At 45.5% G+C, this 26,038-nt stretch carries 20 protein-coding genes and 1 riboswitch; of the genes, 9 read left to right on the forward strand and 11 right to left on the reverse strand.

What is annotated here, in order from left to right; translation table 11 throughout:
* Nucleotides 1-13: 13 nt before the first annotated feature.
* Complete coding sequence (locus tag AM500_RS17020) at nt 14-736, reverse strand: TorD/DmsD family molecular chaperone (protein WP_053600282.1); 723 nt, start codon at nt 734-736, stop codon at nt 14-16.
* 18 nt (nt 737-754) lie between these two features.
* Nucleotides 755-2,104: a radical SAM protein gene (locus AM500_RS17025; RefSeq protein WP_053600283.1), complete on the reverse strand. Its 1,350-nt coding sequence runs from the start codon at nt 2,102-2,104 to the stop codon at nt 755-757.
* Between the two features lie 261 nt (nt 2,105-2,365).
* On the opposite strand from AM500_RS17025, the gene AM500_RS17030 reads away from it, so the two are divergent.
* The 4 genes from AM500_RS17030 to AM500_RS17045 all read left to right on the forward strand — a co-directional run bounded on the left by AM500_RS17030 (nt 2,366) and on the right by AM500_RS17045 (nt 6,907).
* A complete protein-coding gene (locus AM500_RS17030) occupies nt 2,366-3,583 on the forward strand; it encodes a PucR family transcriptional regulator (RefSeq protein ID WP_053600284.1) in 1,218 nt (405 codons plus the stop codon).
* A gap of 18 nt (nt 3,584-3,601) precedes the next feature.
* A complete protein-coding gene (locus AM500_RS17035) occupies nt 3,602-5,617 on the forward strand; it encodes a molybdopterin-dependent oxidoreductase (RefSeq protein ID WP_053600285.1) in 2,016 nt (671 codons plus the stop codon).
* Nucleotides 5,610-6,149, forward strand: coding sequence for a 4Fe-4S dicluster domain-containing protein (locus AM500_RS17040; RefSeq protein WP_053600286.1), 540 nt, complete (start codon nt 5,610-5,612; stop codon nt 6,147-6,149). Before AM500_RS17035 ends, AM500_RS17040 begins: the two co-directional genes overlap by 8 nt.
* Nucleotides 6,150-6,472: 323 nt before the next feature.
* The gene (locus AM500_RS17045) at nt 6,473-6,907 is read left to right on the forward strand and encodes a DUF4395 domain-containing protein (RefSeq protein ID WP_053600287.1); all 435 of its coding nucleotides are present in this window, start codon (nt 6,473-6,475) and stop codon (nt 6,905-6,907) included.
* Between the two features lie 226 nt (nt 6,908-7,133).
* Here the strand turns inward: AM500_RS17045 and AM500_RS17050 are convergent, their stop codons facing one another.
* The 5 genes from AM500_RS17050 to AM500_RS17070 form a co-directional block, all read right to left on the reverse strand.
* Entirely contained in the window at nt 7,134-9,695 is a 2,562-nt protein-coding gene (locus AM500_RS17050) for an ABC transporter permease (RefSeq protein ID WP_053600288.1), read from the reverse strand.
* Nucleotides 9,692-10,375 (reverse strand): ABC transporter ATP-binding protein, encoded by a 684-nt coding sequence (locus tag AM500_RS17055; protein WP_053600289.1) that lies wholly within the window; start codon nt 10,373-10,375, stop codon nt 9,692-9,694. Before AM500_RS17055 ends, AM500_RS17050 begins: the two co-directional genes overlap by 4 nt.
* Nucleotides 10,376-10,602: 227 nt before the next feature.
* Nucleotides 10,603-11,607, reverse strand: a complete 1,005-nt coding sequence (locus AM500_RS17060) for a sensor histidine kinase (RefSeq protein ID WP_053600290.1) — start codon at nt 11,605-11,607, stop codon at nt 10,603-10,605.
* 1 nt (nt 11,608) lies between these two features.
* Nucleotides 11,609-12,292, reverse strand: a complete 684-nt coding sequence (locus AM500_RS17065; protein WP_053600291.1) for a response regulator transcription factor — start codon at nt 12,290-12,292, stop codon at nt 11,609-11,611.
* 125 nt (nt 12,293-12,417) lie between these two features.
* A complete protein-coding gene (locus AM500_RS17070; protein WP_053600292.1) occupies nt 12,418-13,251 on the reverse strand; it encodes an alpha/beta fold hydrolase in 834 nt (277 codons plus the stop codon).
* Between the two features lie 381 nt (nt 13,252-13,632).
* Here AM500_RS17070 and sstT point away from each other — a divergent pair, with 381 nt between their 5' ends.
* The 3 genes from sstT to AM500_RS25580 all read left to right on the forward strand — a co-directional run bounded on the left by sstT (nt 13,633) and on the right by AM500_RS25580 (nt 15,387).
* Entirely contained in the window at nt 13,633-14,871 is a 1,239-nt protein-coding gene (sstT, locus tag AM500_RS17075) for a serine/threonine transporter SstT (protein ID WP_053600293.1), read from the forward strand.
* Between the two features lie 177 nt (nt 14,872-15,048).
* Nucleotides 15,049-15,186, forward strand: coding sequence for a hypothetical protein (locus AM500_RS25575; RefSeq protein ID WP_156319838.1), 138 nt, complete (start codon nt 15,049-15,051; stop codon nt 15,184-15,186).
* A gap of 51 nt (nt 15,187-15,237) precedes the next feature.
* The gene (locus AM500_RS25580) at nt 15,238-15,387 is read left to right on the forward strand and encodes a hypothetical protein (RefSeq protein WP_156319839.1); all 150 of its coding nucleotides are present in this window, start codon (nt 15,238-15,240) and stop codon (nt 15,385-15,387) included.
* A gap of 98 nt (nt 15,388-15,485) precedes the next feature.
* Here AM500_RS25580 and AM500_RS17080 read toward each other — a convergent pair whose 3' ends face one another.
* The 4 genes from AM500_RS17080 to AM500_RS17095 all read right to left on the reverse strand — a co-directional run bounded on the left by AM500_RS17080 (nt 15,486) and on the right by AM500_RS17095 (nt 19,359).
* Nucleotides 15,486-15,890, reverse strand: a complete 405-nt coding sequence (locus AM500_RS17080; RefSeq protein WP_053600294.1) for a GtrA family protein — start codon at nt 15,888-15,890, stop codon at nt 15,486-15,488.
* Nucleotides 15,887-16,882: a glycosyltransferase family 2 protein gene (locus AM500_RS17085; RefSeq protein WP_053600295.1), complete on the reverse strand. Its 996-nt coding sequence runs from the start codon at nt 16,880-16,882 to the stop codon at nt 15,887-15,889. Before AM500_RS17085 ends, AM500_RS17080 begins: the two co-directional genes overlap by 4 nt.
* On the reverse strand, nt 16,875-18,578 hold the full coding sequence (locus AM500_RS17090) for a DUF6044 family protein (protein ID WP_053601761.1): 1,704 nt from the start codon (nt 18,576-18,578) through the stop codon (nt 16,875-16,877). The genes AM500_RS17085 and AM500_RS17090 overlap by 8 nt, the downstream gene beginning before the upstream one ends.
* A gap of 541 nt (nt 18,579-19,119) precedes the next feature.
* Nucleotides 19,120-19,359 carry a hypothetical protein gene (locus tag AM500_RS17095; protein WP_053600296.1) on the reverse strand — a complete coding sequence of 80 codons (240 nt, stop codon included), beginning with the start codon at nt 19,357-19,359 and terminating at the stop codon, nt 19,120-19,122.
* Between the two features lie 452 nt (nt 19,360-19,811).
* A riboswitch (SAM riboswitch) is annotated at nt 19,812-19,929 on the forward strand.
* Nucleotides 19,930-20,031: 102 nt separating this feature from the next.
* On the opposite strand from AM500_RS17095, the gene AM500_RS17100 reads away from it, so the two are divergent.
* Both AM500_RS17100 and metH read left to right on the forward strand, forming a co-directional pair.
* Nucleotides 20,032-21,891, forward strand: coding sequence for a bifunctional homocysteine S-methyltransferase/methylenetetrahydrofolate reductase (locus AM500_RS17100; RefSeq protein ID WP_053600297.1), 1,860 nt, complete (start codon nt 20,032-20,034; stop codon nt 21,889-21,891).
* Nucleotides 21,869-25,318, forward strand: coding sequence for a methionine synthase (gene metH, locus AM500_RS17105; protein ID WP_053600298.1), 3,450 nt, complete (start codon nt 21,869-21,871; stop codon nt 25,316-25,318). The genes AM500_RS17100 and metH overlap by 23 nt, the downstream gene beginning before the upstream one ends.
* Nucleotides 25,319-26,038 lie beyond the last annotated feature (720 nt).

Consider the following 26,038-nt stretch of genomic DNA (forward strand, 5'->3'; position numbering starts at 1 on the left):
TAAAACCCTCCCTTTAATCCTTAATCAATTCTATATTCTGCAGTTCTGCTAGAACGCGAGAATCCATTTCAATGAAACCTTCGAGCACCATTGCCAAGCCTTTGTAAAAGGCAGTCCCCGCATTGTCCGTGACGTTTTTTACAAATGCTTTTGAAAACTTGCCAAGATGATTATCGATAAAATCCTTTTGCTCCTTCAGCAGATAAACAATTTCAGGAACAGACGTCTCAACAACCGTCGCTCCCGATTCGATTGCCAGTGAATTCAAGTGGAACATGAAATCGAGTTCAAGGCCGATATGGTCATCCGCTTCCATATTGAAATCAGTCGCCTGATACCCATATTTCTTGTAAAGCTTCCTGACATCCATCGTTGTCCTTTGGAAAAGCAGCCTGTCGGTTCTAGAGTAAACCGATTCCCACGGCGGTGCTGGCACCTCAAACGGACCAATGAACAGCCTTGTGTAGTCCCAATGCAAGTCCTCGTAGTCCATCGTTGAAAGAATCGGGTTATGGACAGCTAAAAAATCTTTAATCAGTTTGACTCCAGAGGCGATTTTTTCAGATTCCCCCGCAAACGGAATGTTATCCACCATCTTCTGCCCAATAAACTCGGCCAGATATTCGCTTGAAGGCTCCTCAATAAACAGCCTTCTTAAAATGTCATAGCCAAAGGCGCGTGCGTAAAATAAATCCATGATATCGTCAACCTTGATTACCTGTTTGGTTGCCTGCATGTTCTTCACCCTTCCTATTTAAAACTGATTAACCTTTTCCTTGCTGTATGGTTCCTGTATGGTTTTGTAATCCTTGGTCTCAGCCAATTCCAGATGCACTTCTCTAATTGATTTGCCATCACTGTCCATTTCGACGACATTCGAGGAAATTACAATATCCACTTCCCTGTTCCGTAAGAAAGGCATTGCATCGGGTGGGAATTGAAGAAAGTCATACTCGATATTTTCCGTGTATGGAACACCCTTCTTATCTAGCACCTTCCGGACCGCCTTCTTGTCCCTGCCAAATACTTTTGCGGTTTTAAAATAATAATCCGTTTGTGAAAAGGAATAAGTGCCATCAAGAACCTGGTCATGATTCTGCTGGTAAATCTGGCCGGTAAATTTATTTTCCAAAGAGCAATAATGGACGCCCATTTTAAAGTTGTTGTCGATCGAAAATTGGACGAGCTCCAGGCATAGCCGCTCACTCTCTGCTATCGCCAGCCCGCCGGCGTACCAGAAGTTATAGTAAATGTCATAAGGAGGATTTTTCAGCTTTAAGCCCTCTTCCCTGAACGCCGCCGCATTCCCAAGCGGGAAGCAGAATTCCAGAAGATTGATTCCAAAGATGCCTAGCTCTTCAAGAGAAAGCAGCAGTTCCTTCATTTCTGCTTCGGTTCCTGGGATGACAGGCATTTCGACCATTACATCAGGAATGTAACCCTGAGCGAGCTTTATTTTTGCTAAAATATGCTTCTGCTTCTGCGGAGAATCCTCCATCTTGATGCTGAAACGGATTTCATTCAGGCCGGCTGCCTTCAGACCAGCTAACATTTCTTCAGTCAGAAGGTCGCCGGCAGTGTAAAGTCTTGTATGGATCTGGGGATCGTCGTCATTGGCCTTCTGGAAAAATGAAAGCACTTCATCGGGATGAAGCAGCGGCTCGCCGCCTGTCAGCGCTAAATGAGTCAGCATTGTTCCGCTTGCAAATAAGGTTTCCAGCTCTTCTATAACGTTTTTCTGATTGTTGAGGTAAAACTGATAATTGTCCTGGTTTTTGTTGAAGCAGAAATAGCAATCCCTATGGCATTTTAATGATACAAAGCTCGTATAGCTTCCAGTCCCGGTCTGGCACGCTTCACAAGCACTAGAAATTTTCCCGTTTGAAACAATGCTTTTCCGGTTGTTCCGGAGGACTGCCCCACAGTCTTCGAGTTCAGTTAACCGGTTTTCAAGTTCAAACGCTTCCGGCCTCTTTTCAAATGGCAGGCCAAATTGTTCAATCTGTACTACTGTCTCTTTTTCAATATCAGCGTAAATTGAAGCGTATTTATTTAGTGGTAAATTGTTGATAGATCGCAGTGTTTCTTTTGTCAGGGCCTTCATGCTCGTCACCCTCTATTTTTTATTTGTGAAACATTTCACTTACATACCCATTATAGATTTTTGCAGCTGCTCCTCCTATGTCCCCACTGCACGAAACTTGTTACTTTTTTTTGTGCGTCCGGACCAACGAATGTGTCGGAATTGTGGCATGAGTTACCGGAAACAACTTTTACGGTTCTGTGACATTCATTGTTTAACTTGGTTTATTGGGCTACCATGAAAGTATAAATACTATGTTTACATTGGAAAGGAATTGCCAAAATGGAACAATCCTTCTTCATACCAGATATTGCGACGACACTGATTAAGGCCAGCCATGAAGATACAACTCAACTGGCACAAGCCTTACATTCAATTATCAAAATGCCGGTCATAGTAACAAACCCCCACTACCAGCTGATTGCTTCTGTTTCAAGCAATCCACTTGAAAAAGTAGACTCGCTCCTCGCAATCCAACAGCTCAAACTCCTTGAAGACCCAGCCGTTTCCCTCTATCTCCTTACTACTGATATCAGCGAAATAGAAGCCTGGGGAACTGCAATCATATTTGGGTCCAATACGGTGGGCTATCTCTTTTTACAGGGAGACACTGCAAACTTTTCGGAGCAAACGCAGTCACTTTTATCATTCGCAGCTCCACTTTTTGCTATAAAGCTGCAAAAGAATCTGGAATTTCGCCAGGAAAAGCTAAAGTTCAAGGAACCTTTCCTGTTTGATCTCCTATATGGGAATCTGAAACAAAAGGACGATATTCTCGAGTATGGAAAGGTTTGGAACTGGGACTTCAACGGATCTCAATCTGTGCTTGTTTTTGCGATCAGTGACTTTAACCATCTTGCTGCGGATAAAAAACTGGTCAACAAAATGCTCTACATAATAGAAAGATTTGTACAAGCGAGGAACTGGGAGCCAATTACAATGAAACGGGGAAGTCAGGTCACCTTGATTCTAACAGCGAAAATAGGGGAACCAGTGAACCTTGGGGACATGGCGTTTACTGTTGCCGAAGGAGTTTTGAATGAACTGAACCGGCAAGAGCCCGAACGGGTCTTTTCTTGTGGAATCGGAAAAATATATCCCGACCCGCGTGATATGTTCCGAAGCTTCCAGGAAGCGAAGATTGCACTTGATTTGGGTGTACTTTTAAACATAAAAGTTCCTTTCTTTGAGAAATTGGGGCTTGAACGAATTCTTTACAAGCACGATATTCAAGACTTGAAGGAATACTTTGAAACCATTCTCGGGCGGCTCCTTGAGTATGACAAAGCAAACAATACAGATTTTACCGACACACTTGAAGTATTCTCAGATCACCAGTTCGACCTGACTGCTGCTGCTCAGGCGTTGTTCCTGCACCGGAACTCGATGCGCTATCGCATTAAGAAAATAGAGGAAATCCTCGATTATAAGCTAGACAGTGTTAACAACAGGCTGAATATTTCAGCTGCTTTTAAAATAAAGAAAATGAAAAAAGTCTAATCAAGGGGGGTGAAACGCATGGAGGACGGCATTTATCGGAATACGTGCCCAAGGAATTGCTATGGAACCTGCGGAATTCTCTCCCATGTTAAGGCCGGTAAGCTTGTTAAGGTGACCGGCGACCCGGCCCATGGATTCACTCGCGGCCGCCTTTGTGCCAAAGGCTACGCCTATACCCAATTCGTCTACAATCCGCATCGCCTGAAATATCCGATGCTGCAAACTCCGCGGGGATCTGGGAATTGGAAGCGGATTTCATGGGATGAAGCATTAACCATCATTGCCGACAAAATGATTGAGCTGAATGAACGCTACGGCTCCAACCTCGCCTCCGGCTACAATAAATATTCCGGGAACCTTGGCCTGCTTCATTTTGCTACAGAAGGAATGTTCAACAGCATCGGCCCGCACACGAAACCCATTGGAAATCCATGCGCACTGACCGGAAAAAATGCGCTCGAACGGTCCTTCGGCGGGAACTTCAGCTCTATACCAGAAGAAATGGCCGGTTCAAAGCTGATTGTCCTCTGGGGGGCAAATCCAGCCGTAACAAATGTCCATCAGATGAAGTTTATCTATGAAGCCAGACGCAGTGGCGCCAAGCTGGTCGTCATTGATCCTGTTTTTACTCAAACTGCCAAAAAGGCCGATTTATATATCCAGATTAATCCAGGCACCGACATGTGGCTTGCATTAGGTGTCGCCAAGCTTGTGTATGAAAATGGCCAAGCCTCTTCTTCTTTTCTAAACGGATATAGCGAGGGCTGGGAAGACTATGTGTCCTTTTTAAAGTGGAATCTTTCCATGGAACAGGTGTGTGAAAGAACTGGGGTTTCAATTGAAGCAATCACGGAACTAGCGAGCCTTTATTCGTCTATCAAGCCTGTTTCCACATGGGCAGGATTAGGCATCCAAAGAAACCATCGGGGTAATGACAGCATCGAAGCGATTAACAGTCTTGCCGCCTTGACTGGAAATCTAACTCTTCCGCATGCAGGGCTTTATTTCATGCATTTTGATGTTGACGATTTTCCTAATAAGCTTTATAACCACGCAGGGCCAGCCCATAGCCGAATTGCGGAATCACGTTACGTTGATATTAGCGATTACGCCAGCTCTGCTCTCTCCTTTTCCGAACCGCCATTAAAGCTGTTATGGATTGCATCTCGGAACATCTTTACCCAGGACCAGAACCTGCCTGCCTGGAAAAAGCTTATTGACCAACTGGAGCTGATTGTCACTGTCGATATGTATTTGACAAAAACCGCTGCCCAATCGGATCTCGTGCTGCCGGCGGCAACTCACTTTGAGGAGGAAGACTTGAATGTCGGCTACTGGCATTACTGGCTATCGCTAAATCAAAAGGCGATTCCTTCCTATTTTGAGGCGAAGAGTGATTTACAAATTGCCCGCGAACTGACCAGAAGGCTGAATGAAAAATCCCCGGGTTTCTCAAACTTCCCTTCTGAAAAAGAGCCAATTGACTGGATACGCGCCGAGATAACACCAGCGGTTATGGATCGGTACGGAATCAATCGATTTGAGCAGCTATTCGAAAAAGCATTTCAAAAACAAGAAATGCCTGGTTTGGTTGAAGATGGGCAACTTTCTTTCAGATTTTTCTCGCCAGAAGCTAGCGGCGATGCGCAGCCGTTGGATACTGCTTTGCCGGAGCGTGATGGGTACACATTGTTTACACCACAATCACTCTTAAAAATCCATTCCCAGTACGAATGGGTTGCGTGGCTGGATGACAAGGAGAATGAGTCGATTATCGAGATTCCTTTGCGTGCCGCACGGAAAAACAATATAGCAGACCACGATAAAATTGAACTTTACAATGATTTCGGCAAGATTGCCGGCATTGCCAAGATTTCAGCACATCTTCCGGATTCGATTATCCTAACCCATCAGGCTGGGAGCAACCCAATCAATCAGCTGATCAAGAAAAAGGATAGCGAGAACTCCGACAGCAGTACGTATTTTTACGATAGTGTTGTAGGCTTGAGGAAGTGGAGGGAGAATCATGTTTAAACAAATGGGTTTTTGTTTCAATGCCGACGACTGCATTGGCTGCCGGGCTTGTGAAATAGCCTGCAAAAATGAAAATCAGACTCCCACCGGAATCAGCTGGCGGAAAGTAAATAAAACAGCGCCTGAGATGTTTTTGTCGGTATCATGCAACCATTGTGACAGCCCGGAATGCTTTCGGGTCTGTCCACAGCGGGCTTTTACAAAACGCCGCGACGGGATTGTTGAAATCAATGAAGATTTATGCAATGGCTGCCAGCTCTGTGTTTCCGCTTGTCCCTACGGCGCACCGCAATTTAACCCGGAAACCCAAAAAGTGTCCAAATGCCAAATGTGCTACCCGCGCCAGGATGCGGGACTACAGCCTGCTTGCGTTGAAGCCTGCACCACCGGAGCGCTCGAGCTTGTCAATCTTGCGAGCTTCAATGATGCACACGCCGTCCGCTCCCTGCCCGGCTTCCCTGACATCCAGCTAACCAGCCCCTCCATCGTCTTCTATCCCCCAAAACAAAGAAAACGCTACTTCCTCAAGTAGATCAAATGGAGAAATTGGGGCGGTTCTCAACTGTTAGGAAGCTGGGAGAGTTAGGTTGCGGATAACGCCCAAAAATTGGAAAAAGCTATAAAACTACTCCATAGAAGAGCCATGGCCATTTCCTGCCCCGGCTCTTCCCTCTTAATCAAAGCACGCTTCACCAAGGCAACACCACTTGAGTCCATCCGACGTGGACAAAACGATAGAAATGTCCACGACAGGGGTCTGACCCCTTTTTCTCACTCCCCAGTTCACAAATAGAGATAAATCAAGTAGACTATATTAAAATCTGAAATTCATATAAGAAAGGTTGGATTTATCTTATGGCTGAAACTGTGCGTTCGATTCCTCGTCCGCTTGTCAGGACGAATCAATGGGTAATTGTTTTAAGTGTGGTGGCCACGTGGATCACCGGCGAGGAATGGAATCTGGCTATCCCTCTTGTTGCCGGGCTGATGGGGCTATTCTTTGGGTTCAATCCTATTATGAAGGTTGCCAGGCAATTCCTGAAAAAAGAACCTTCTGCATACATCCCCGAAGAATGGAATCAGCAGCAGTTTAACCAGGGAATCTCGGTTGTTTGTCTGGCAGGCGGTCTGGCGGGATATGCTTTTGGCTGGAACACACTTGGCCATGCTTTCACAATTATGGTGGCCATCGCAGCATTTGTCGCCATCCTAGGCTTCTGCATCGGCTGCTTCATCAGATTCCAATACATTCAATGGCGCACTAAGAAACGAATTGGAAATCAGAATTAGAACATAAAAACGAGGGGTCCACTTACTTCTGGACACCCTCGTTTTTTTCGTTATCATCTTTCAATTTTCAATAGCACTAAATAAAAGAAAAGTTTACCTCAATCACAAGATAACCAGTTTCGGTAACTCCTCAGCCATATCTCCAGGCTACTCGCACTCGTCCATTCCACGCGGACAAAAACACCAAAATGTCCACAAAAGGGGTCTGACCCCTAAATGTTGACTCCTAAATATTCTCCTGCCTCAACCCGTCGATGATGTTTTGGGTTTTGATTTTGCGGCTGGAGTAGAGCATGGCGGATATTACAATTAGGAAAATGGCGATTGTTGCATAGGCTATGCTTGCCCAGGGCAGCTCGAAGCCGTACTCAAAGGTGTTCCCCAAGGACAGATAGATAAGGTACATAAGCCCGATGCTGATTGGAAGACCGTAGGTTAGTGCCTTTACGCCGTAAAAGATGCTTTCGTAGTTGGTCATCTTACTGAACCCTTTAGGCGTCATCCCGACTGATTTCAGCATTGCGAACTCGCGCGTCCTGAGTGAAATGCTCGTTGAAATGGTATTGAGAATATTGGCAATGGAAATCAGACTGATCAACACGATGAACCCATACGTGAATAGTGACATGAACAAAATAAGATTCTCGTTGTTTTGCCGTTGTTTATACACGTTATAGATATGCAGCCCCTGCAGGTTCATTTCTTCTATCTCAGCCTGGGCCTCAAGCGGATCCGTGCTTTTTACGACAAGATAATTATCATACTGGTTATCTAGTTTTGCAGCCAGTTGATCCAATATCTCTTCCGGAACAAGAACCGGAACATCACCCATTCCCGTTTGAATGCCCATTGGAGCCTCATCAACAAAACCAGCTATCGTCAACTTGCCGGCTGGCTCGCGGCTCCCTGTATCATAATCGGGAACACTGAGGTCCAGCGTATGTCCCACTTCAGTTTCAATACTCAGCTCTTCAATAAACTTCCCAGTCTCCCCATCCTGGTAAGTCATATTTTCAATTACAATGCCTGCAGGATTTTTGGGATTCGTAAACGTTGCAGGATTGATACCCGCTTTTTCGGCAACTGCTGCAAAACTTTTTTCATCAAGCCCGTAAAGGACTACGATATAGGGAACCTTTCCATCCTTCATCATGGACTTGTCGACCCTGCCCGGTTCCTGCATACTCTTGGGCAGTTGTTTCATTTCAAGAAGAGTTTCCACCGAAAAAGGTTTAATCAGGCTATAATCGGTAACATGTTTCAAGCTTGAAAACGGCTTAAGCTGCTCAATTTGCCCATCACTAGCGAAGTATACCTTCATATCATAATCCACCTTTTCCTGTGATAGGACAAATGACTTTTTCAGATTGTCTGTGAAAAAGGATACTGTCAGAAAAAGGACAAGGCTGATAACAAGTGAAAAAACCGTCGCCCGGTACCGCTTCTTGTTGCGTTTTATATTCTTTAATCCGATTTCAGCTTCAATCCCGAACAGCCTGCGAACGAACTTTGAAGTTTTAACGGCTTTGCCGGTCAGCTTAACATCCTGGGTCTGGCGGATTGCATCAATCGCAGAAATCTTCGATGCCTTCCTCGCCGGCCAATACGTCGAGATAAAAATCGTCAAAATTGAAACAGCACAGGCAGCCAGGATGCTCATCGGCGTTACCACAATGCGAAGCCGCTCTGATGTTTCAAATACCTCGCTAATTAATGCATTACTAAACCAAAATGTTACAGCCAAGCCTGCCAGTCCCGCTAAAATGCCAAGTGGAATACTGATACCGCCAATAACGACGCCCTCAAAAAAGACTGAATTGCGTTTCTGCTTTTTGGTCGCCCCGACACTTGAGAGCATCCCAAGATGCCTGGCCCGCTCAGAGACACTAATGGCAAATGCATTGTAAATCAGGGAAACAGACCCAATGACGATGATAGCCATGATGATGGCTGAAACTGCATAAAGTGTCAGCTTCAGTTCGCTATTATCGGTTACCCCATAGAGGCGGAGCAAGGTATCATTATACGAAACTTCCTTGATGCCAAGCTTATCTGCGAGACTTTGCGTGTAATCGTACAAGTCGTTGTTGATGGTTTTTGCCACCACAGTCGCATGGACTGGTCTATTTTTCCCAACAGCGGTTTTGTCAATATAGGTGAGGGCCGTAAAGGCAGGTGACCAAGAGGTTTCCCAGTTTGGGGTTTCGATGAACCCGATAATTGTAAATGACCCAGTCCCTGTTTTTTCAAATGTTTCAATTCGCTCGCTGCCTCTTTCCTGCAGTGGATCATTTTGGGATAGTGGCATTCCTTCCATTTTCCGGTCGCCAAGTTCAAGAGTTAGCTTGTCACCAATATTATAAGATCCCTGTAATTCTTCAACCAGCAGGATTTCACCCGGAGCTTTCGGAATGCTGCCTGCCGCAAGGGTAATCGGGAATTGGGTGAAGCCCTTATCGCTATAACCTTTTATAAAAAGAAACGGTTTTTCCTTCGCTTTAGGGTTTTCCAAAGGGGCGAAACCAAAATCGCTGGACAGTATCAGCTTCTCCGTTTCCTTATCATGTTCAATTGCTTCAAGCTGCTGGGCGTCCACATCTTTGTATACTACATGCCACTCGCCATCATCAGCGATTGAATCGCGTTTCATTAAATCAAGAAACGAAATTCCAAGCGTCGAGACCGCGGTGAGCATCGCAACCGAAATAATGACCCCGAATATGGTCACAAGCGTCCGCCGTTTGTTTTCCTTCAGATGCCGCACGGTCAGTTTGTTGATGATATTCACGGCCGGATCACCTCGTCCCTGGCAATGCGGCCATCCTCGATTGCAATCACCCGGTCAGCCTGAAGCGCAATTCGCTCATCATGGGTAATCACAATCAGCGTCTGCTTGTATGTTTTGTTGAACATTTTCAGCAGCTCCATGATTTCCTCGCTGTTCTTGGAGTCGAGGTTGCCGGTCGGTTCATCTGCTAAAAGCAGCGCCGGATTGCTGATCAATGCCCGGCCGATTGAGACCCGCTGCTGCTGGCCCCCGGAAAGCTGGTTCGGCAAATGGCCCATTCGGTTCTCCAAGCCAAGAATCGAGGAAATCTCCTGCAAATGCTTGCTATCAATCTTCTGCTCATCAAGCAGCATTGGCAGAGTCATATTTTCTTCAACAGACAAAATCGGAATCAAATTATAAAACTGATAAATAAGCCCGATTTGGCGGCGCCTGAAAATCGCAAGCTGCGTTTCATCAAGCTTATAAATATCGGTGTTATCAATAAGCACCGTGCCATCAGTCGGACGGTCAACACCGCCAAGCATATGAAGCAGAGTCGATTTGCCCGAACCAGACGGGCCGACAATTGCGACAAACTCCCCCTTTTTCACCGAAAATGACACATCATCCAGTGCCCGGACCGCGGTTTCGCCCTTCCCATACACTTTAGACAGATTCTCTATCTTTAAAATCTCCATACGATAACCCCCACATGTTCTTAATGGCTTCAGTATATCTGCCTAAAATGACTCTTCCGTGACTCCCACGTGACAGTTTAGTCACTTAAGAGCTTTTTTTGGAAAAATTGGTCGATACCATGCAGTCACCATATCAAGCTGAATACGCAAAGCTTTTTCACAAAAAGGCCGGCCCCGCCGCTGTCACTGGCAAAACCCGCCTAAATAGCTTTTTCACACTCCGGGCACTACACTACCTGCTTATAAAACTTGACCGTGAATGTAGTTCCTTTCCGTTCTTCGCTTTTAACCTCGATGTCTCCGTTCTGGCTTTTTACAATTGAATATGCCATCGCAAGCCCAATCCCGACGCTGTCCTCTCCGGCATTTTCACCCTTGTAGAATCGCTTGAAAATGCAAGGCAGGTCCTTTTTCGAAATTCCCTTGCCATTATCTGAAATCGATATCGCTGTGTACAATGGGTTTTCGGAGTGCGAAATCGCTATAGTACCGCCTTCACCCGTATGCTCTACACAGTTTTTCAAAATATTGATCAATGCCTCGGTAGTCCACTTCATATCTCCATGAAACGTTACGGTCTCGTCCCCATTGACACTCAGGGTTTGCTGCTTGATTTCAATTGGAATCAGCATTGGTTCAACAACCTTGTGCAGCAAATCTGCAACCTTAACTTGTTCTTTTTTAAACTGAGCAGTCCCAGCATCGATTTTTGACAGCTTCAACAACGAAGAAACTAGCCATTCAATCCTTTCAAGCTGGACCTGGATATTTCTTGTGAACTCTTCTCGTTTCGGTTCACTCAAATTCACATCGCTTAGTAAGTCCGCCATCATCATCATGGATGTCAACGGTGTTTTTAGCTGATGCGAGATATCAGAAATCGCGTCGGTGAGCTTCAGTCTATCTTGCTGCAAATGAGAGCCATGCTCCGCAAGCATAAATGTCACTTTATAAATATCACTTTTTAAAACACTCAACTCTCCCTCACTGTTGTCGCGGACGTCAAGCTTATAATCCCCGCTTGAAATCTGACGCAAATAGCCGGAAAGCTTACTGATTTCCCTGTAGCGCCAAACAGTAAAAACAACACTGCCGCCAATCAGCAGTGCCGAAACAAGTAAAATAAGACTTGCAACTTGAATAGAAAACAGCGCCCAGCCAATTCCGGCCGCCAAAATCCCTAACAGGCAGCTCAAACCTAAAAACACGCTAAATTCCCGGTTGCGGAGCAAGCTAATCACCCACCTTATACCCAAGGCCGCGCACAGTCTTGATAATGGTCGGGCTTTGCGGGTTGTCCTCAAGCTTTTCCCGCAACCTTTTTATGTACACAGTCAGCGTATTGTCATTAACGAAATCGCCGGCAACATCCCAAATTCGTTCAAGCAGCTGCTCCCTGGTCAGGACCCGTCCGATATTATTGGCAAAAATAAGGAACAGCCTATATTCGAGGGCAGTGACCAGTACTTCCTGTCCATTTTTATAAACCTTTCCTTCCAGTGTGTTTACCTTTACATCACCGACTTCAATAATCGGCTTGGTCTGCATGTGTTTATGGTAGCGACGGAGTACCGACTTGATTCGTGACATAAGCTCCCTGACCCGGAACGGCTTTGTAATATAATCATCCGCGCCCATATCAAGCCCCATGACAACATTTACTTCATCATCCAGGGCTGTCAGGAAAATAACGGGTTTATCACTCCGCTTCTTCACAAGACTGCACAGATCATAGCCGCTCCCATCCGGAAGCGACAAGTCGAACAAGCATAAATCAATTTCACCAAGACGTTCGGCTATCACTTTTGTGGCAGCCAAGACATTCTCGCAAAGAATTGTCTCGTATTCTTCCATCTGCAGCGAATACTCGAGCCCCGCCGCAATCGCCCGATCATCCTCAACCAATAAAATCTTCAACCCTATCACCCTACTCTAGCAATCTGTCTTCTTTCTACTATACCGCAAAGAAAGGGACGGTTCTACTTAGCCAAAGCCAAGCAGAGACCATCCCTAATTGCGCCCAAAAGCGGGACGCTGCAATTTTATAGCTTGCTAACCTTCTCTTTTAAAAATTCCTCGACAATAGCGTTAAATTTTTCGCTATGCTCCCAGAACATCAAGTGCCCGCCCAGCACCTTAACGTCCGTTTTTGGGGTTAGCTTTTGAAGATAGGCTGTGGCGGTTTCCGCCCAATGCTCTGCGACAATAGCCAGAGTAGGCACCGCTTCGCTGGATTGCTTTGCTTCTTCCCGGTAATCGGAAAACATCCCGCTTGTAAATAAATTGGCCGCGATATAGTATGGCGTTTTCATTGACTGTTCAACAATCCAGGTTAGCTCCTCTTCTTTCAGCTCCCTTTGGACCATGACACCAGTTGTGTAACCGGTAATGAACTCCCTTTGCCCCTGCGGATTCCTCAGGTACGCATTGTAGGCAGCAGCAATATCATTCAGAGAACCCTCGACCCAATCACCTTCGTGGACACTCAAAGATTTTGGGGACATATCGACGAACACAAGTGACTTCACATTTTCGGTTCCAAACTGCTTCACATATTCCCAGATAGTGAGAGCACCGAATGACCAGCCAATAAGTGTCGCGTTTTTAACATCGAGGGCCTCAAGCACCTTGGCCAAATCTGTCCCATGCGTGACATAGTCATTTCCGTGAAGAGACATGGAAGAGCGACCATGGCTTCGTGGATCCAGGATAATTGTCCGATTGGTTTTTGAGAAATGTTCAAGCTGCTCGGAAAACACCTCGGTTGTAAACGTAAATCCCGGGATAAACACAATCGGTTCCCCGCTTCCATTATCCTGGACAAACAATTCAACACCAGGTTCTACTTCAATATACTTGCCATATCGAGAAGTCATTTCTCCTATCCCTCCACCCAATTATCTTTTCTCACTATGGATATTTCTATAAAGGTTCAGTTAATACCTTCCACTGGAAAAAACAAACCCTTTGAAAAAAAGTAATATAGTAGTAGTATTTTAAAAGACCGTTTTTAAGCAGACTCATATATTAACCGCCCTTACTGTCCTTACTGTCCACCTAGTGCGGACAAAACTAGGCTTTTGTCCACAACAAGGGTCAGACCCCTGTAAGTTATTACCTATGATGAATATCATTGTAATCTATCGAAATTTTCAATATAATGAATAAAAATTATTGTCGCCGTAAATCGGCAAGGTTCTACAGCTAGAAAACAGAAAAACACTGCGGTGTATTGCACCAGCAATCAGGAGGAAGGTATGAGAAATCTAGTCAAGAAGTGGAATGACATTAGTCTCGTCAAGCAAATCATTATTGGTCTTGCCGTTGGTATTCTTCTCGCCATAACAATACCAAAAGCCGCCCAGCCAGTAGCGCTGTTCGGTACCCTATTTGTCGGTGCGTTAAAAGCTGTTGCACCGATACTTGTGCTTTTCCTGGTCATGGGAGCCATTGCCCAGCATAAGAGCGGCAAGAAAACAAATATGAAATCCATTATTGTCCTGTACGCTTTGGGAACATTTTTGGCTGGCCTTATCGCGGTAGTCGTAAGCTTCATCTTCCCTGTTAGCATCACACTCGTTACCGGCTCCCAGGAGTTGCAGGCACCCGGCGGCGTTGCGGAAGTCCTTAAGTCTTTGCTGCTGAATGTAGTGGATAACCCGGTTAATGCACTTATCAAAGCAAATTACATCGGCATTCTCGCCTGGGCTATCGTCCTTGGCTTCGCTTTAAAAAACGCAAAAGATACAACCAAATCATTGATTTCCAACTTTTCAGATGCCATTTCAAAAGTGGTAACCTGGGTCATTAAGTTTGCTCCGCTTGGCATTATGGGTCTTGTTTTTGAATCTATAACAACAAACGGTCTGAAATCGCTTCTCAGCTATGGTCAATTGATCACGATTCTCCTTGGCTGCATGTTTTTTGTGGCATTGGTCGTCAACCCGATCATCGTGTTCGCAGCAACCCGCCAGAATCCGTATCCGCTCGTTCTACAATGCTTGAGAGAAAGCGGCATTACTGCCTTCTTTACACGAAGCTCGGCAGCAAACATTCCGGTAAACCTTAAGCTTTGTGAAAAACTGGGCTTGAACAAAGATACGTATTCCGTGTCGATTCCACTGGGCGCCACCATCAACATGGCTGGTGCAGCGGTAACAATTTCAGTTTTGACCCTTGCAGCGGTCCATACATTAGATATCCCGGTCGATATTCCGACAGCAGTCCTGCTGAGCGTCTTGTCGGCTGTCTGTGCCGCAGGAGCATCCGGAGTTGCCGGCGGATCGCTGCTCTTAATTCCGCTAGCCTGCAGCCTGTTCGGTATTCCTAACGAAATAGCCATGCAGGTCGTTGGCGTCGGTTTTATCATCGGTGTGATTCAGGATTCTGTAGAAACAGCCCTCAATTCATCGACTGACGTCCTCTTCACGGCTGCCGCAGAGCACAGGGAGCGCAGGCTCGAAGGCACGCACCTAAAAGTAAAAAAAGCAATATAGAATTCTAAGGGCCCTCAATCATCACGATTGAGGGCTTTTTTCACTCAACTTAACACCTTTAAAAAAAGCCTCAGATTTCCTTCCAACTAAAATAAAACTCCCCTACAACAACTTCATGCTAACCTTACTATTACTTTTTTATGACAAAGGCTTATTTTACGAAAAGAAGGGAAAGAGATGGACGAACGAGGGTTTAAGTTAAACCTTGCAAACGTAACCAGATTAAATCCCGGCCAACTCAATGAGAAATTAATAGACCTTGACCTTGCATTAAAGTACATCAACCCTCATAACATTTATTTCAAGGAACGTTAAGCTTCCTCTCATCCTCTGGCTAGTTTAGAAAAAAGAAAGGGTGTGGCAGGAGTGTCCATTCTTAGAGAAAAGGTTGAAGCCAAACGCAACCACTATTTTAAGCTTTTGAAGAAATCAGGACTGATTCAACATGGAACAGAAAACGAGTACACACTTACAGAAGTACTCGAAGTATATAAAAAGTGGAAAGGCCGCCGCTAATTGCTGAAAACCAGTTATTCAAAAACTGTTCTCCGTCTTCCCATCCCCAAAATAAAAAGCTCGTAGACCATATTCGCCTACCGAGCTTAATTACCTGTTCACGCATATCGCCTTTCCCGAAAAACAACAATTCTCTGCAACAGATAATTCAATACTGTATATAATCCGGTACTGAATAATACCTTTCCATTTGTGACAACAATTTCTGAAAAATAATCCCCAGCAACCCATTCAATTACCATGCTGCCCAGCTGATATGAAACAACATAGCAGAACAAAATGACACAAACAAACCGGACCACACTCCATAAACCAGCTTCTTTGCTCCTGAATGTAAAATTCCGGTTCAAAACAAAGCTGACTCCCGCCCCAACCGTATTCCCAATGAACGTCGAAACCCAGTAGGATAATCCGGCTCCGTGCAAAAGCAGGAACATAATCGATAACCCGACCAGTGTATTGATCACTCCAACGACTAAGAAACGAATAAACTCGAATTTCATCGCCGGCCCATAGTCATCAATTTTTTCGCTGGAAGTTCCCTGTCTGAAAATGTATCAATTTCAACGGCATATTTCGGCCTGCCTTTAACCTCGTGATAAATTTTACCGATATACTCTCCGATGATACCAATCCCCAGAAGCTGCAGGCCTCCGACAAACCAAATTGACAAAATCAGCGATGCCCAGCCAGATTCAGTATTTCCCATCCATTCCTGGACTAGCGCATAGCCCCCCGCAACCGAACTGAGAATAACTGAAAGGAAACCGAGCAGCGTCACGAGCCGTATTGGCGCAATACTAAACGACGTAATCCCTTCCATTGCGAAGGCGAGCATTTTTTTCAACGGATACTTGGATTCCCCAGCAAAGCGCTCCTTCCTGTCATAATAGACAACAGTCGATTTAAATCCGACCAACGGTACCAGCCCGCGCAAAAACACATTTGCTTCCTTGTATTTGAAAAGCTCATCGAGTGCCCGCCTGCTCATCAATCGGAAGTCGGCGTGATTCGGAACAAGCTTGATGCCGATTTTCTCCATAAACCGGTAGAAGCCCAGGGCAGTCGTCCTTTTGAAAAATGTATCCGTATCACGTTTATCTCTGACTCCATATACGATGTCATAGCCTTCGCGGAACCTCTCAACAAATTTCCTGATTACATTCACATCGTCCTGAAGGTCCGCATCGATAGAAACAACACAGTCAGATAACTTATTGGCTGTCTCCAGCCCGGCAATCAAAGCCTTCTGGTGGCCGACATTTCTGGCCAGCTTTAACCCAGTCACACAATGGTTGCTTCTGCTTTCTTCTTCAATCAATTCCCAAGTCCGGTCCCGGCTGCCGTCATCAACGAACATCACTTTGCTGTCCGCCGAAATCAGTGAATCCTTAATCATTCCTCTTAAAACCCCAGTCAGTTGGGATGTCGTTTCCTTTAAAACTTCTTCCTCGTTATAGCATGGCACAACGATTGTTAAAATTGGCTTATTCACCAGGAACCACTCCTTCAGATACGTGATAAAGATAAATCCTCCATGCCGATGCCTTGTTGTCGAATACTTTTTCAAGCTTCATACCGTTCTCTTCTGGATTCTTGACCGGGACTGCCGAGAAAATGTATTCCCCGCCCAATTCCTTAAATACTTTAGTATTCAATTCAAGATTCTCTATTTCTTTTTTTGATGTCTTTTTAAATTCATAGTGTTTCCCAAGCTCCGCGACAAAGATATAACACCTGCCGCCCCACGTATCGAAGTAATCCTCAATGGTAGCGTTTTTCTCAAGCTCCTTCGAAATAATTTCACGGAACCGGTGCTTGTATTCGAGCGAATAAAAATTATTATACGTATCCAGCGTATAAAATCCGTTGTACTGGGCGATTGCAGGATGGATACCGATGCTTGCGACCCGGTATGATTCCTGCGATTTCCCAATAAAATCACGGATATCCTCAAACTGATCCACAGCATAAAACTGTTTGAATGAAGGCCTGTGTCCGTACTCGATCTCGCCATTATTGTAAAAAACAACGGCAATCTGCAGAGCCAGCGCAACTCCTGCGGCTTTTTTCAATAGACCGCCCTTTTGCCACAAAATATACGCGCCTACCGCAAACATCATATAAATAATCAGCGGGCGGAGGAAATGAAACCGTGAAAAATTAAAGGTTTTCAACAACGATATCTCTTCCTTAATTGGATGCCAGCCTTTGTAAAACCAAAACGAGTACCAGATGGACAAGACAATGTTAAGCACAAACAAATATATAAACCGTTTTTCGTTTACACCATGAGTTCTTCTTGCTGCTATCCATATCAGCACCAGGAACGACAGCGGTACAATTACGTAAGTATGAAGCGTCAGTACATGGTTGTGGCCAAAGAAATAATTTTTCCCAATTAACATGATTGTTTGCCATAGCGTGTTATCTGTATAATCAAATTCATTCCGGCTTGTCGGTTCTTCCGGAAGCACCAATGAAAGAACAAGCCGGTATTCAACGAGCAAATACATGAATGTCATAAACGCAATGCTTGCAAAAAAGGTCCAGTTCCAGCTTTTCTTAAACACCACATCCCTTAGCCACAACAACCCCATCGCAGCCAGGAAAAAGAAAAACCCGAGCACAAAGCTGGAATACAGTGGAAGCAAGAAAAGCGTCAGCCACTCCTTCCAGGAATGCCTGCCATCCCTAATATTGAGGAAAGCCCATAATGCAAGCGGCATACCAAGTGTACTCAACATCCCCGACGGCCAGAACGGAGTCAGCGCGAAAGCAAGTGAAACCCAAACACTGATTGGAAATGCATTCCTATCCTTTATAAAATGCCTGCTTAGCAGTAAATACATCCCAATAAATGCTGCTATTCGTGTTATCGCCTGGCTAAGGGCATATGCTAGCATCGACGGAAACAGGTGATGCAGCCATTGAATACCACTAAACTCAGTCCCATATGTATTCCGCGGCAAGCCATTGATGATTTGTGGAATCACCGCATCAGTTGCGCCGAACAGCTCCCCGCTTTCGCGTAATACCTTATACCAGCTAATATTTGAATCGAGGTTGTCATGAATCCGCATATGCGCGTCCTCACCGAGCACAAACAGCGGCGACAAATACAATGCCAGCAATATCCCGGCAACCCATAAATGAACCTTTTCTTTTTTTAAAATTGCCCCCAGTATCATCATGTAAAAATCACACAATCTTTCTTCATTTGAAATCCCCAACCCCTGTTCTTTCTCTTTGTATAACCATCCTATCTAGTAATAATGAATTTTCCTCTAGCAAAAACCTTAAGAAATTATGAAGATTTCCAAATTCTTCTTTCCCATATTATACCTTTATTAAGTGACTTTCAAGTGACTATAGAGTGACAGTTTATTCACTTAACATTAGAGAATGAGAACAAATTGTGCCTTGTGTTGGCTTGCCAAAACACTTCAAGCAAATAAGCTCCATAAAAAAAGCCTCCACTTGCCGAAATAGCAAAGGAAAGCTTTTATTCTAAAACTAATAATCTATATCAATTAAATTGAGCTCCCGATTATCAAACAGAAGCCGCTCTCTTTTTGCTTTCCAATAATTCTTCAAGCAGTCCCCTCCACACCCGGAAATATTTCTATTATAACTAATCGCCATGAACACTATTGGAAAAAGCAATGCAAGAGACGTAAAACAAAAATAGCCAGACTGCCTGCAAGTTTTCCCTGGCTGTCTGGCTATACCCTATCCTCTGCTGCGTTCCCGGCGGTTTTGCTTCCGTTCCCTCAGAATCGTCGGGATCTCAAGAATTTCCTCATTATATTGATACTTTAAAATATTATTCCTGATATAATCATCGATTGCCACCTGAATCATGACTTCTTGATTAACTTTGCTAATCCCCTGCAGCTTTGGATCGTCGAACATACCTTCATACTTTTTCCGGAGAGTTCTCTTCAACAGCCCTAGCTCAATGGTTCCCATTTCAACACCTCCCGTTCGCCTTTTCCATAGAGGATTGTTTATACCGTCCTTTTAAAATAACTTTATATTTCAACTATACAATGTTTCTATCACTACTAATATTGGGAAAATTTTTGGTTGTCCCTAGAGCGGTGTTGGGAACTAGGGTATCCCTGAAGGAGGAGAATATATTCTTCAAACATAAGATTTTGTTCACCTGCAACACCAGGAAATCGCCTAAAATGGTGAAGGTTTTCGATCACCTTTGGGGCAAGGCTTGCCTTCTAGAGGATGTACGCTCCAAGGACCTGAAATAGGATGAGCATGCTTTAAAACACTATTTTAAAGAACAGCTGACCATGCTGAAACTGAAGGGAGAAACAAGAGAATATCGAACATAATAGAGTAACTGAGACATTCCTATTGCAATAAAACAATAATTGTAGTAGTTTTATAAATAGTTTAATAATTTAGTCTTATCAAGAGAGGTTGAGGGACATGGCCCTGCGACACCTCAGCAACCATCAGATGGCTTGTCTTCTGAAAAGGTGCTAATTCCAGCAAGTTAGCTGCTAACTTGGTAGATAAGAAGGATGGCTGACGCTGTGAGATTTTAGTCTTCTTCTTGTTATATAGAGGAAGGCTTTTTTGTATTTACAGACGTGTTTTGCCACCTTAAAGGAGACGGAGACAATGACTTTTTTGGAAAAATTGCAAACTCAAATCCTTATCGCCGACGGGGCGATGGGTACGCTGCTTTACTCATATGGAAGTGACAGCTGTTTTGAAGAATTGAATCTGTCCCACCCAAGCCAAATCCAAACGATTCATAAAGCCTATATTGATGCAGGCGCTGATGTTATCCAGACGAATACGTATGCAGCTAATTATCTGAAGCTGCAGCGTTATGGCCTTGAAGATTCAGTAAAGGAAATCAACAGTGCCGCTGTCAGGAATGCAAAAAAAGCTGCGCAGGAAGGCATCTATGTGCTCGGCACAATGGGCGGCAACCGGGGGGTGAAGCCCCAATCTATAGCAATAGAGGAAATCAAACGCAGTTTCCGGGAACAGCTTTACTGCCTGCTTCTTGAGGGTGTCGACGGTCTGCTTTTAGAAACATTTTACGACCTTGAGGAATTGGAAACCGTCCTGGCTATTGCCAGAAAGGAAACAACACTGCCTATCATTGCGCAGGTGTCGCTTCAGGAAACCGGTATTCTTCAGGACCGGACCCCTGTTAACGAAGCGATGAAAAGGCTCGACGACCTTGGCGCTGATGTGGTGGGACTTAACTGCCGCCTGGGGCCGCACCATATGCTTGAAACGCTTGAACAAATTGAACTCCCTTCCGGCGCTTTCCTGTCTGCTTATCCGAATGCGAGCTTGCCTGCGTATACGGATGGAAAGTTTCACTATGAGGGAGATGCCGACTACTTCAGAAATTCAGCGAGGCAGTTCCGAAAAGAAGGTGTCCGCCTGATCGGCGGCTGCTGCGGGACAACGCCTGAGCATATCCGTGCTTTCGCCGCAGAATTGAAAGCTGCCGTACCAATTACAGAAAAGACTAGCGTGAAGGCGGGTGCCATTGTTATTGAACCGAGGCAAACTGTACGTGACTCTCCCCCGCTTCACGATATTGTAAAAGAACGTCCTTCAGTCATTGTCGAGCTCGACCCGCCACGAAAACTTGATACGACCAAGTTCTTTGAAGGCGCAAAAGCACTTAAAAAGGCAGGAATTGACGCAATCACCCTGGCAGACAATTCACTTGCCTCGGTAAGGATCTCGAATGAGTCCCTTGGCTATTTGGTCAAACAGGAGCTGTCCATGAGGCCGCTCATCCATATTGCCTGCCGTGACCGCAATATTATTGGCTTGCAATCACACTTGATGGGATTACACACGCTTGGGCTTCATGATGTCCTGGCGATTACCGGTGATCCGGCTAGGGTTGGCGACTTCCCTGGGGCTTCGTCTGTATATGATGTGTCATCCTTTGAATTGATTCAAATGATCAAACAGCTCAATGAGGGACTATCGTATTCCGGAAAAGATCTTGGCCAAAAAACAGCCTTCAGCATCGGCGCGGCCTTTAACCCAAATGTCCGATCTCTCGAAAAGGCAGTTAACCGCCTTGAAAAGAAAATTGAGCACGGAGCTGATTATTTCATCTCCCAGCCTGTCTTTTCCGAGGAAAAGCTTATCGAAGTCCACGAGCATACTAAGCATCTGGATAGTCCTATCTATATCGGTTTAATGCCGTTGTTGAACAGCAAAAACACCGAATTCCTTCATAACGAAGTACCAGGAATTAAAATATCGCAAGAAATCCGCGACAGGATGGCAGAACTGACTGATAACCCGGACCAGGCTGCCAAGGAAGGTTTGGCCATAACAAAATCATTAATAGATGCCGCACTCGAGCTTTTTAATGGAATCTATTTGATTACGCCTTTCCTTCGTTATGAACTGACTGCCGAACTTGCAAACTATGCCAACAAACGAGCGAATGAAAAGAGGGGTACCATCTATGCCAGCACACACATTCACTGAACAGCTTAAGAAAAGGATTTTAGTCATGGACGGAGCCATGGGAACAATGCTGCAGAGGGCCGATTTGACGGCTGCCGATTTTGGCGGAGAAGAACTCGAAGGCTGCAACGAAAACCTGAATTTGACTGCCCCTGCCGTTATTGCCAGCATCCACCGGGAATACCTTGAGGCAGGCTCCGATATCATCGAGACGAACAGCTTCGGCGGAACCCGGATTGTCCTTGATGAATATGGCCTTGGATTCAAGGCATACGAAATTAATAAAGCCGCTGCCAAAATTGCCAAAGCTGAGGCGGATTCTTTTTCAACACCAGAACGTCCCCGCTTTGTTGCCGGCTCAATGGGGCCGACGACGAAAACGCTAAGCGTCACGGGCGGAGTCAGCTTTGAAAGGCTTTCCGAAGACTATGAGGAACAAGCGCTGGGACTGATTGACGGCGGTGCGGACCTGCTTTTGCTTGAAACTAGCCAGGACCTGTTAAATGTAAAAGCCGGCTTTATCGGGATTCAGAACGCTTTTTCAAAAACAGGCAAGGTCCTGCCTTTGATGATTTCGGGCACCATCGAACCAATGGGCACAACACTTGCGGGCCAATCAATCGAGGCATTTTATATTTCAGTCCAGCATATGAATCCTGTCGCTGTCGGGCTGAATTGCGCAACCGGTCCGGAATTCATGCAGGAGCACATCCGCTCGCTTTCCGGCCTTGCTTCGACCGCAATCAGCTGCTACCCGAATGCAGGACTTCCAGACGAAGACGGACATTATCATGAGACACCGGAAACACTGGCACGGAAAATCGCGGATTTTGCCTCAAATGGCTGGCTCAATATTGCCGGCGGCTGCTGTGGAACGACGCCAGACCATATACGCGCTATTTCTGAAGCATTGGAGGACGTCAATCCAAGAGAGCTTACTGCACCTTCCTATCATATGGTTTCCGGCATCGAGCCGCTAGTATATGACGACCCTAGCATTCGCCCTATCATGGTTGGCGAGCGCACAAATGTCATTGGCTCAAGGAAATTCAGAAGGCTGATTACGGAAGGGAAAATTGAGGAGGCTGCTGAAATCGCCCGCGCTCAGGTTAAAAACGGCGCCCATGTCATCGATATTTGCCTCGCTGACCCCGACCGCGATGAAAAAGCCGATATGGAAACATTTATTCCGGAAGTGGTTAAAAAGGTAAAGGTTCCGCTCGTCATCGATTCAACTGATCACGAGGTAATTGAGTCTTCCTTAAAATTTTCCCAGGGTAAGGCGATTATCAATTCAATTAATTTAGAAGATGGCGAGGAACGTTTTGAAACAATAGTACCAATCATTAAACGCTACGGCGCGGCCGTTGTCGTCGGTACGATTGATGAAGAAGGCATGGGGGTATCGGCCGAACGCAAGCTTGAAATTGCCGAACGATCTTACCGCCTGCTTGTTGACAAATACGGCCTGAGGCCGGAGGATCTCATTTTCGATCCGCTTACCTTCCCTGTCGGTACAGGCGATGAACAATATATCGGGTCAGCAAAGGCAACCGTGGAAGGTATCAGGCTCATCAAGGAACGCTTCCCGCAAACGCAGACGATTCTCGGAGTCAGCAATGTTTCGTTCGGCCTGCCGCCTGTTGGACGCGAAATTCTTAATTCGGTATTCCTGTACCACTCTACGCAGGCTGGGCTAGATTATGCAATCGTCAACACTGAAAAGCTCGAACGCTTTGCATCGATTTCCAAAGAAGAGATCGGGCTGGCAGAAGATCTGTTGTTCCGGACAACCGATGAAACGCTCGCGACCTTCACTGAATTTTATCGCGGTAAAAAGAAGGAATCGAAACAAACTGTTCCCGACATGAGCCTTGAAGAAAGACTTTCCTATTATGTAGTTGAAGGTACAAAGGAAGGCTTGCTTGAGGATCTCGCCTTGGCATTGGAGAAGTACCCTGCCCCGCTCGATATCATTAACGGGCCTTTGATGGAAGGAATGAAGGAAGTCGGCCGACTATTCAATGATAACCAGCTGATTGTCGCTGAGGTACTCCAAAGCGCTGAAGTGATGAAAGCGGCCGTTTCCTTCCTTGAGCCTCATATGGAAAAAGGTGATGTGTCTGCATCGAAAGGCAAAGTGCTTCTTGCAACGGTAAAAGGCGATGTCCATGATATCGGAAAAAATCTTGTCGACATCATTCTGAGCAACAATGGCTATGATGTTCACGACCTTGGAATCAAAGTTTCACCAACCGAGCTGATTCAGGCCGTCAGAAAAGAGCAGCCCGATTTTATTGGTCTCTCCGGCCTGCTTGTTAAATCGGCCCAGCAAATGGTCTTGACTGCCCATGACTTAAAAGAAGCCAGCATCAATTTACCAATTCTCGTCGGCGGTGCAGCTTTGTCCAGGAAATTTACCGATACTAGGATATCCCGGGAATACGATGGCCTTGTCCTGTATGCAAAAGATGCCATGAACGGCCTTTCGCTCGCTAACCAGTTAAGCACCGAGGACGGGCGCCGTCAGCTCTGGACTGATCGAGAGGAGAAGCAGGCAGCCCTAAGCACACCGGCTCCGACGTTCGAACGTCCAGCTTCTGCGGTCGCGGTTAAAACCAGGCCGGCAGTTTCATTGAATGTGCCTGTATTTGTCCCACAGGATACAAAGAGGCATGTTTTGAAATCCTACTCCCTTTCCCATATTGAGCCATATATCAATATGCAAATGCTCATTGGCCACCATCTCGGCGTAAAAGGGAAAATCGCCAAACTGCTGGCGGAAGGTGATGAAAAAGCTGTTAAGGTAAAAGAAGTCGTCGACGGACTGATCGCAGATGCCAGCGAACAAGGCTTGATTCAGCCCGCTGCTGTCTATCAATTCTTCCCTGCCAATTCGGAGGGCGATAAAGTTCTAATTTTCAATCCGGAAGCACCTGACCAGGTACTTGAAACCTTCGAGTTCCCGCGCCAGGATTCCGAGCCTCATCTCTGCCTTGCAGATTACCTGAAACCTGTGGATGGCGGGGTGAAAGATTATGTTTGCTTCTTTGCTGTCACAGCTGGGCGCGGTATACGTGAAAAAGCTGAAGAGTTCAAGCAGGCAGGCCGCTTCCTCGAAAGCCACGCTTTAGCATCTCTTGCTCTTGAAAGTGCAGAAGGCTTCGCGGAACTTATTCACCGGCAGATCCGTGACCGCTGGGGCTTCCCGGATCCCGCAAGCTTCACTATGCAAGATAGGTTCTCAGCGCGCTACCAGGGCCAGCGCTACTCCTTCGGCTATCCTGCCTGTCCGGAGCTTGAGGATCAAGAAAAGCTGTTCAAGCTTATTAACCCAAATGAAATTGGCATTGAATTGACAGAAGGCTTTATGATGAGCCCAGAAGCATCAGTAACAGCAATGGTCTTTGCCCATCCAGAAGCAAGATACTTTAATGTATTAAGATAGGAATTGAAAAGGAGACAGCCTAGGATGGCTGTCTCCTTTTATACTTTTGTATTGGTTACATTTCAGTTGTCTTTCTATACTGAAACGTTACCAATCCGGCTTATTGGTGACATTTCGTATGTCTCCAGTGACCAAAACGTTTCCAATACGGCCTATTGGTTACATTTCGTATGCGTTCAAAGTCCAAAACGTTTCCAATAAGGTTTATTGGACACATTTTGACTTATTTATAGGCTAGAAATGTTTCCAATGACTTATTGTTCTGTAGAGACTTGAATTTCCAAGTATGAATGTAATACATTTTTAGTACTTTTATTTACTGCTTTTAACACATCATCTTTTTAAAAAATATGCAGTGTAATACATCGCTGTTGATTTCCGCTACACAAAGGGGAGCTTCCAAGAATCATCATCGCAGTGCAGGCTGGTTTTTGCCTGTCACGAGGCGCTTCGCTTTCCACGGGCGGCCTGGGAGCCTGTCTAGCTGCGGCTCCTAGCTCCTCGAGGCCGCTTCATTCCTTCAGCTGAAGTCAAAGAACGACTTCTGCTTCAGGCCTTCCAGCGCTTGTCGGAGCTGGGCAGTCGCCTCGCTTTTCTTTCTCCTCGGCGCGAGCGCCTGTGGGGTCTCCCACTGACCTTTTCTCCCGTAGGACGTTGAATAATCTTCCCAGAAAAAGCATCGCAGGAGAAAATGCGGTTTTTGCATTTTCGAAGAGTCTT

Origin of the sequence: Bacillus sp. FJAT-18017 (assembly GCF_001278805.1) — a bacterium.
In the GTDB taxonomy this organism is placed as follows: domain Bacteria; phylum Bacillota; class Bacilli; order Bacillales; family Cytobacillaceae; genus Bacillus_D.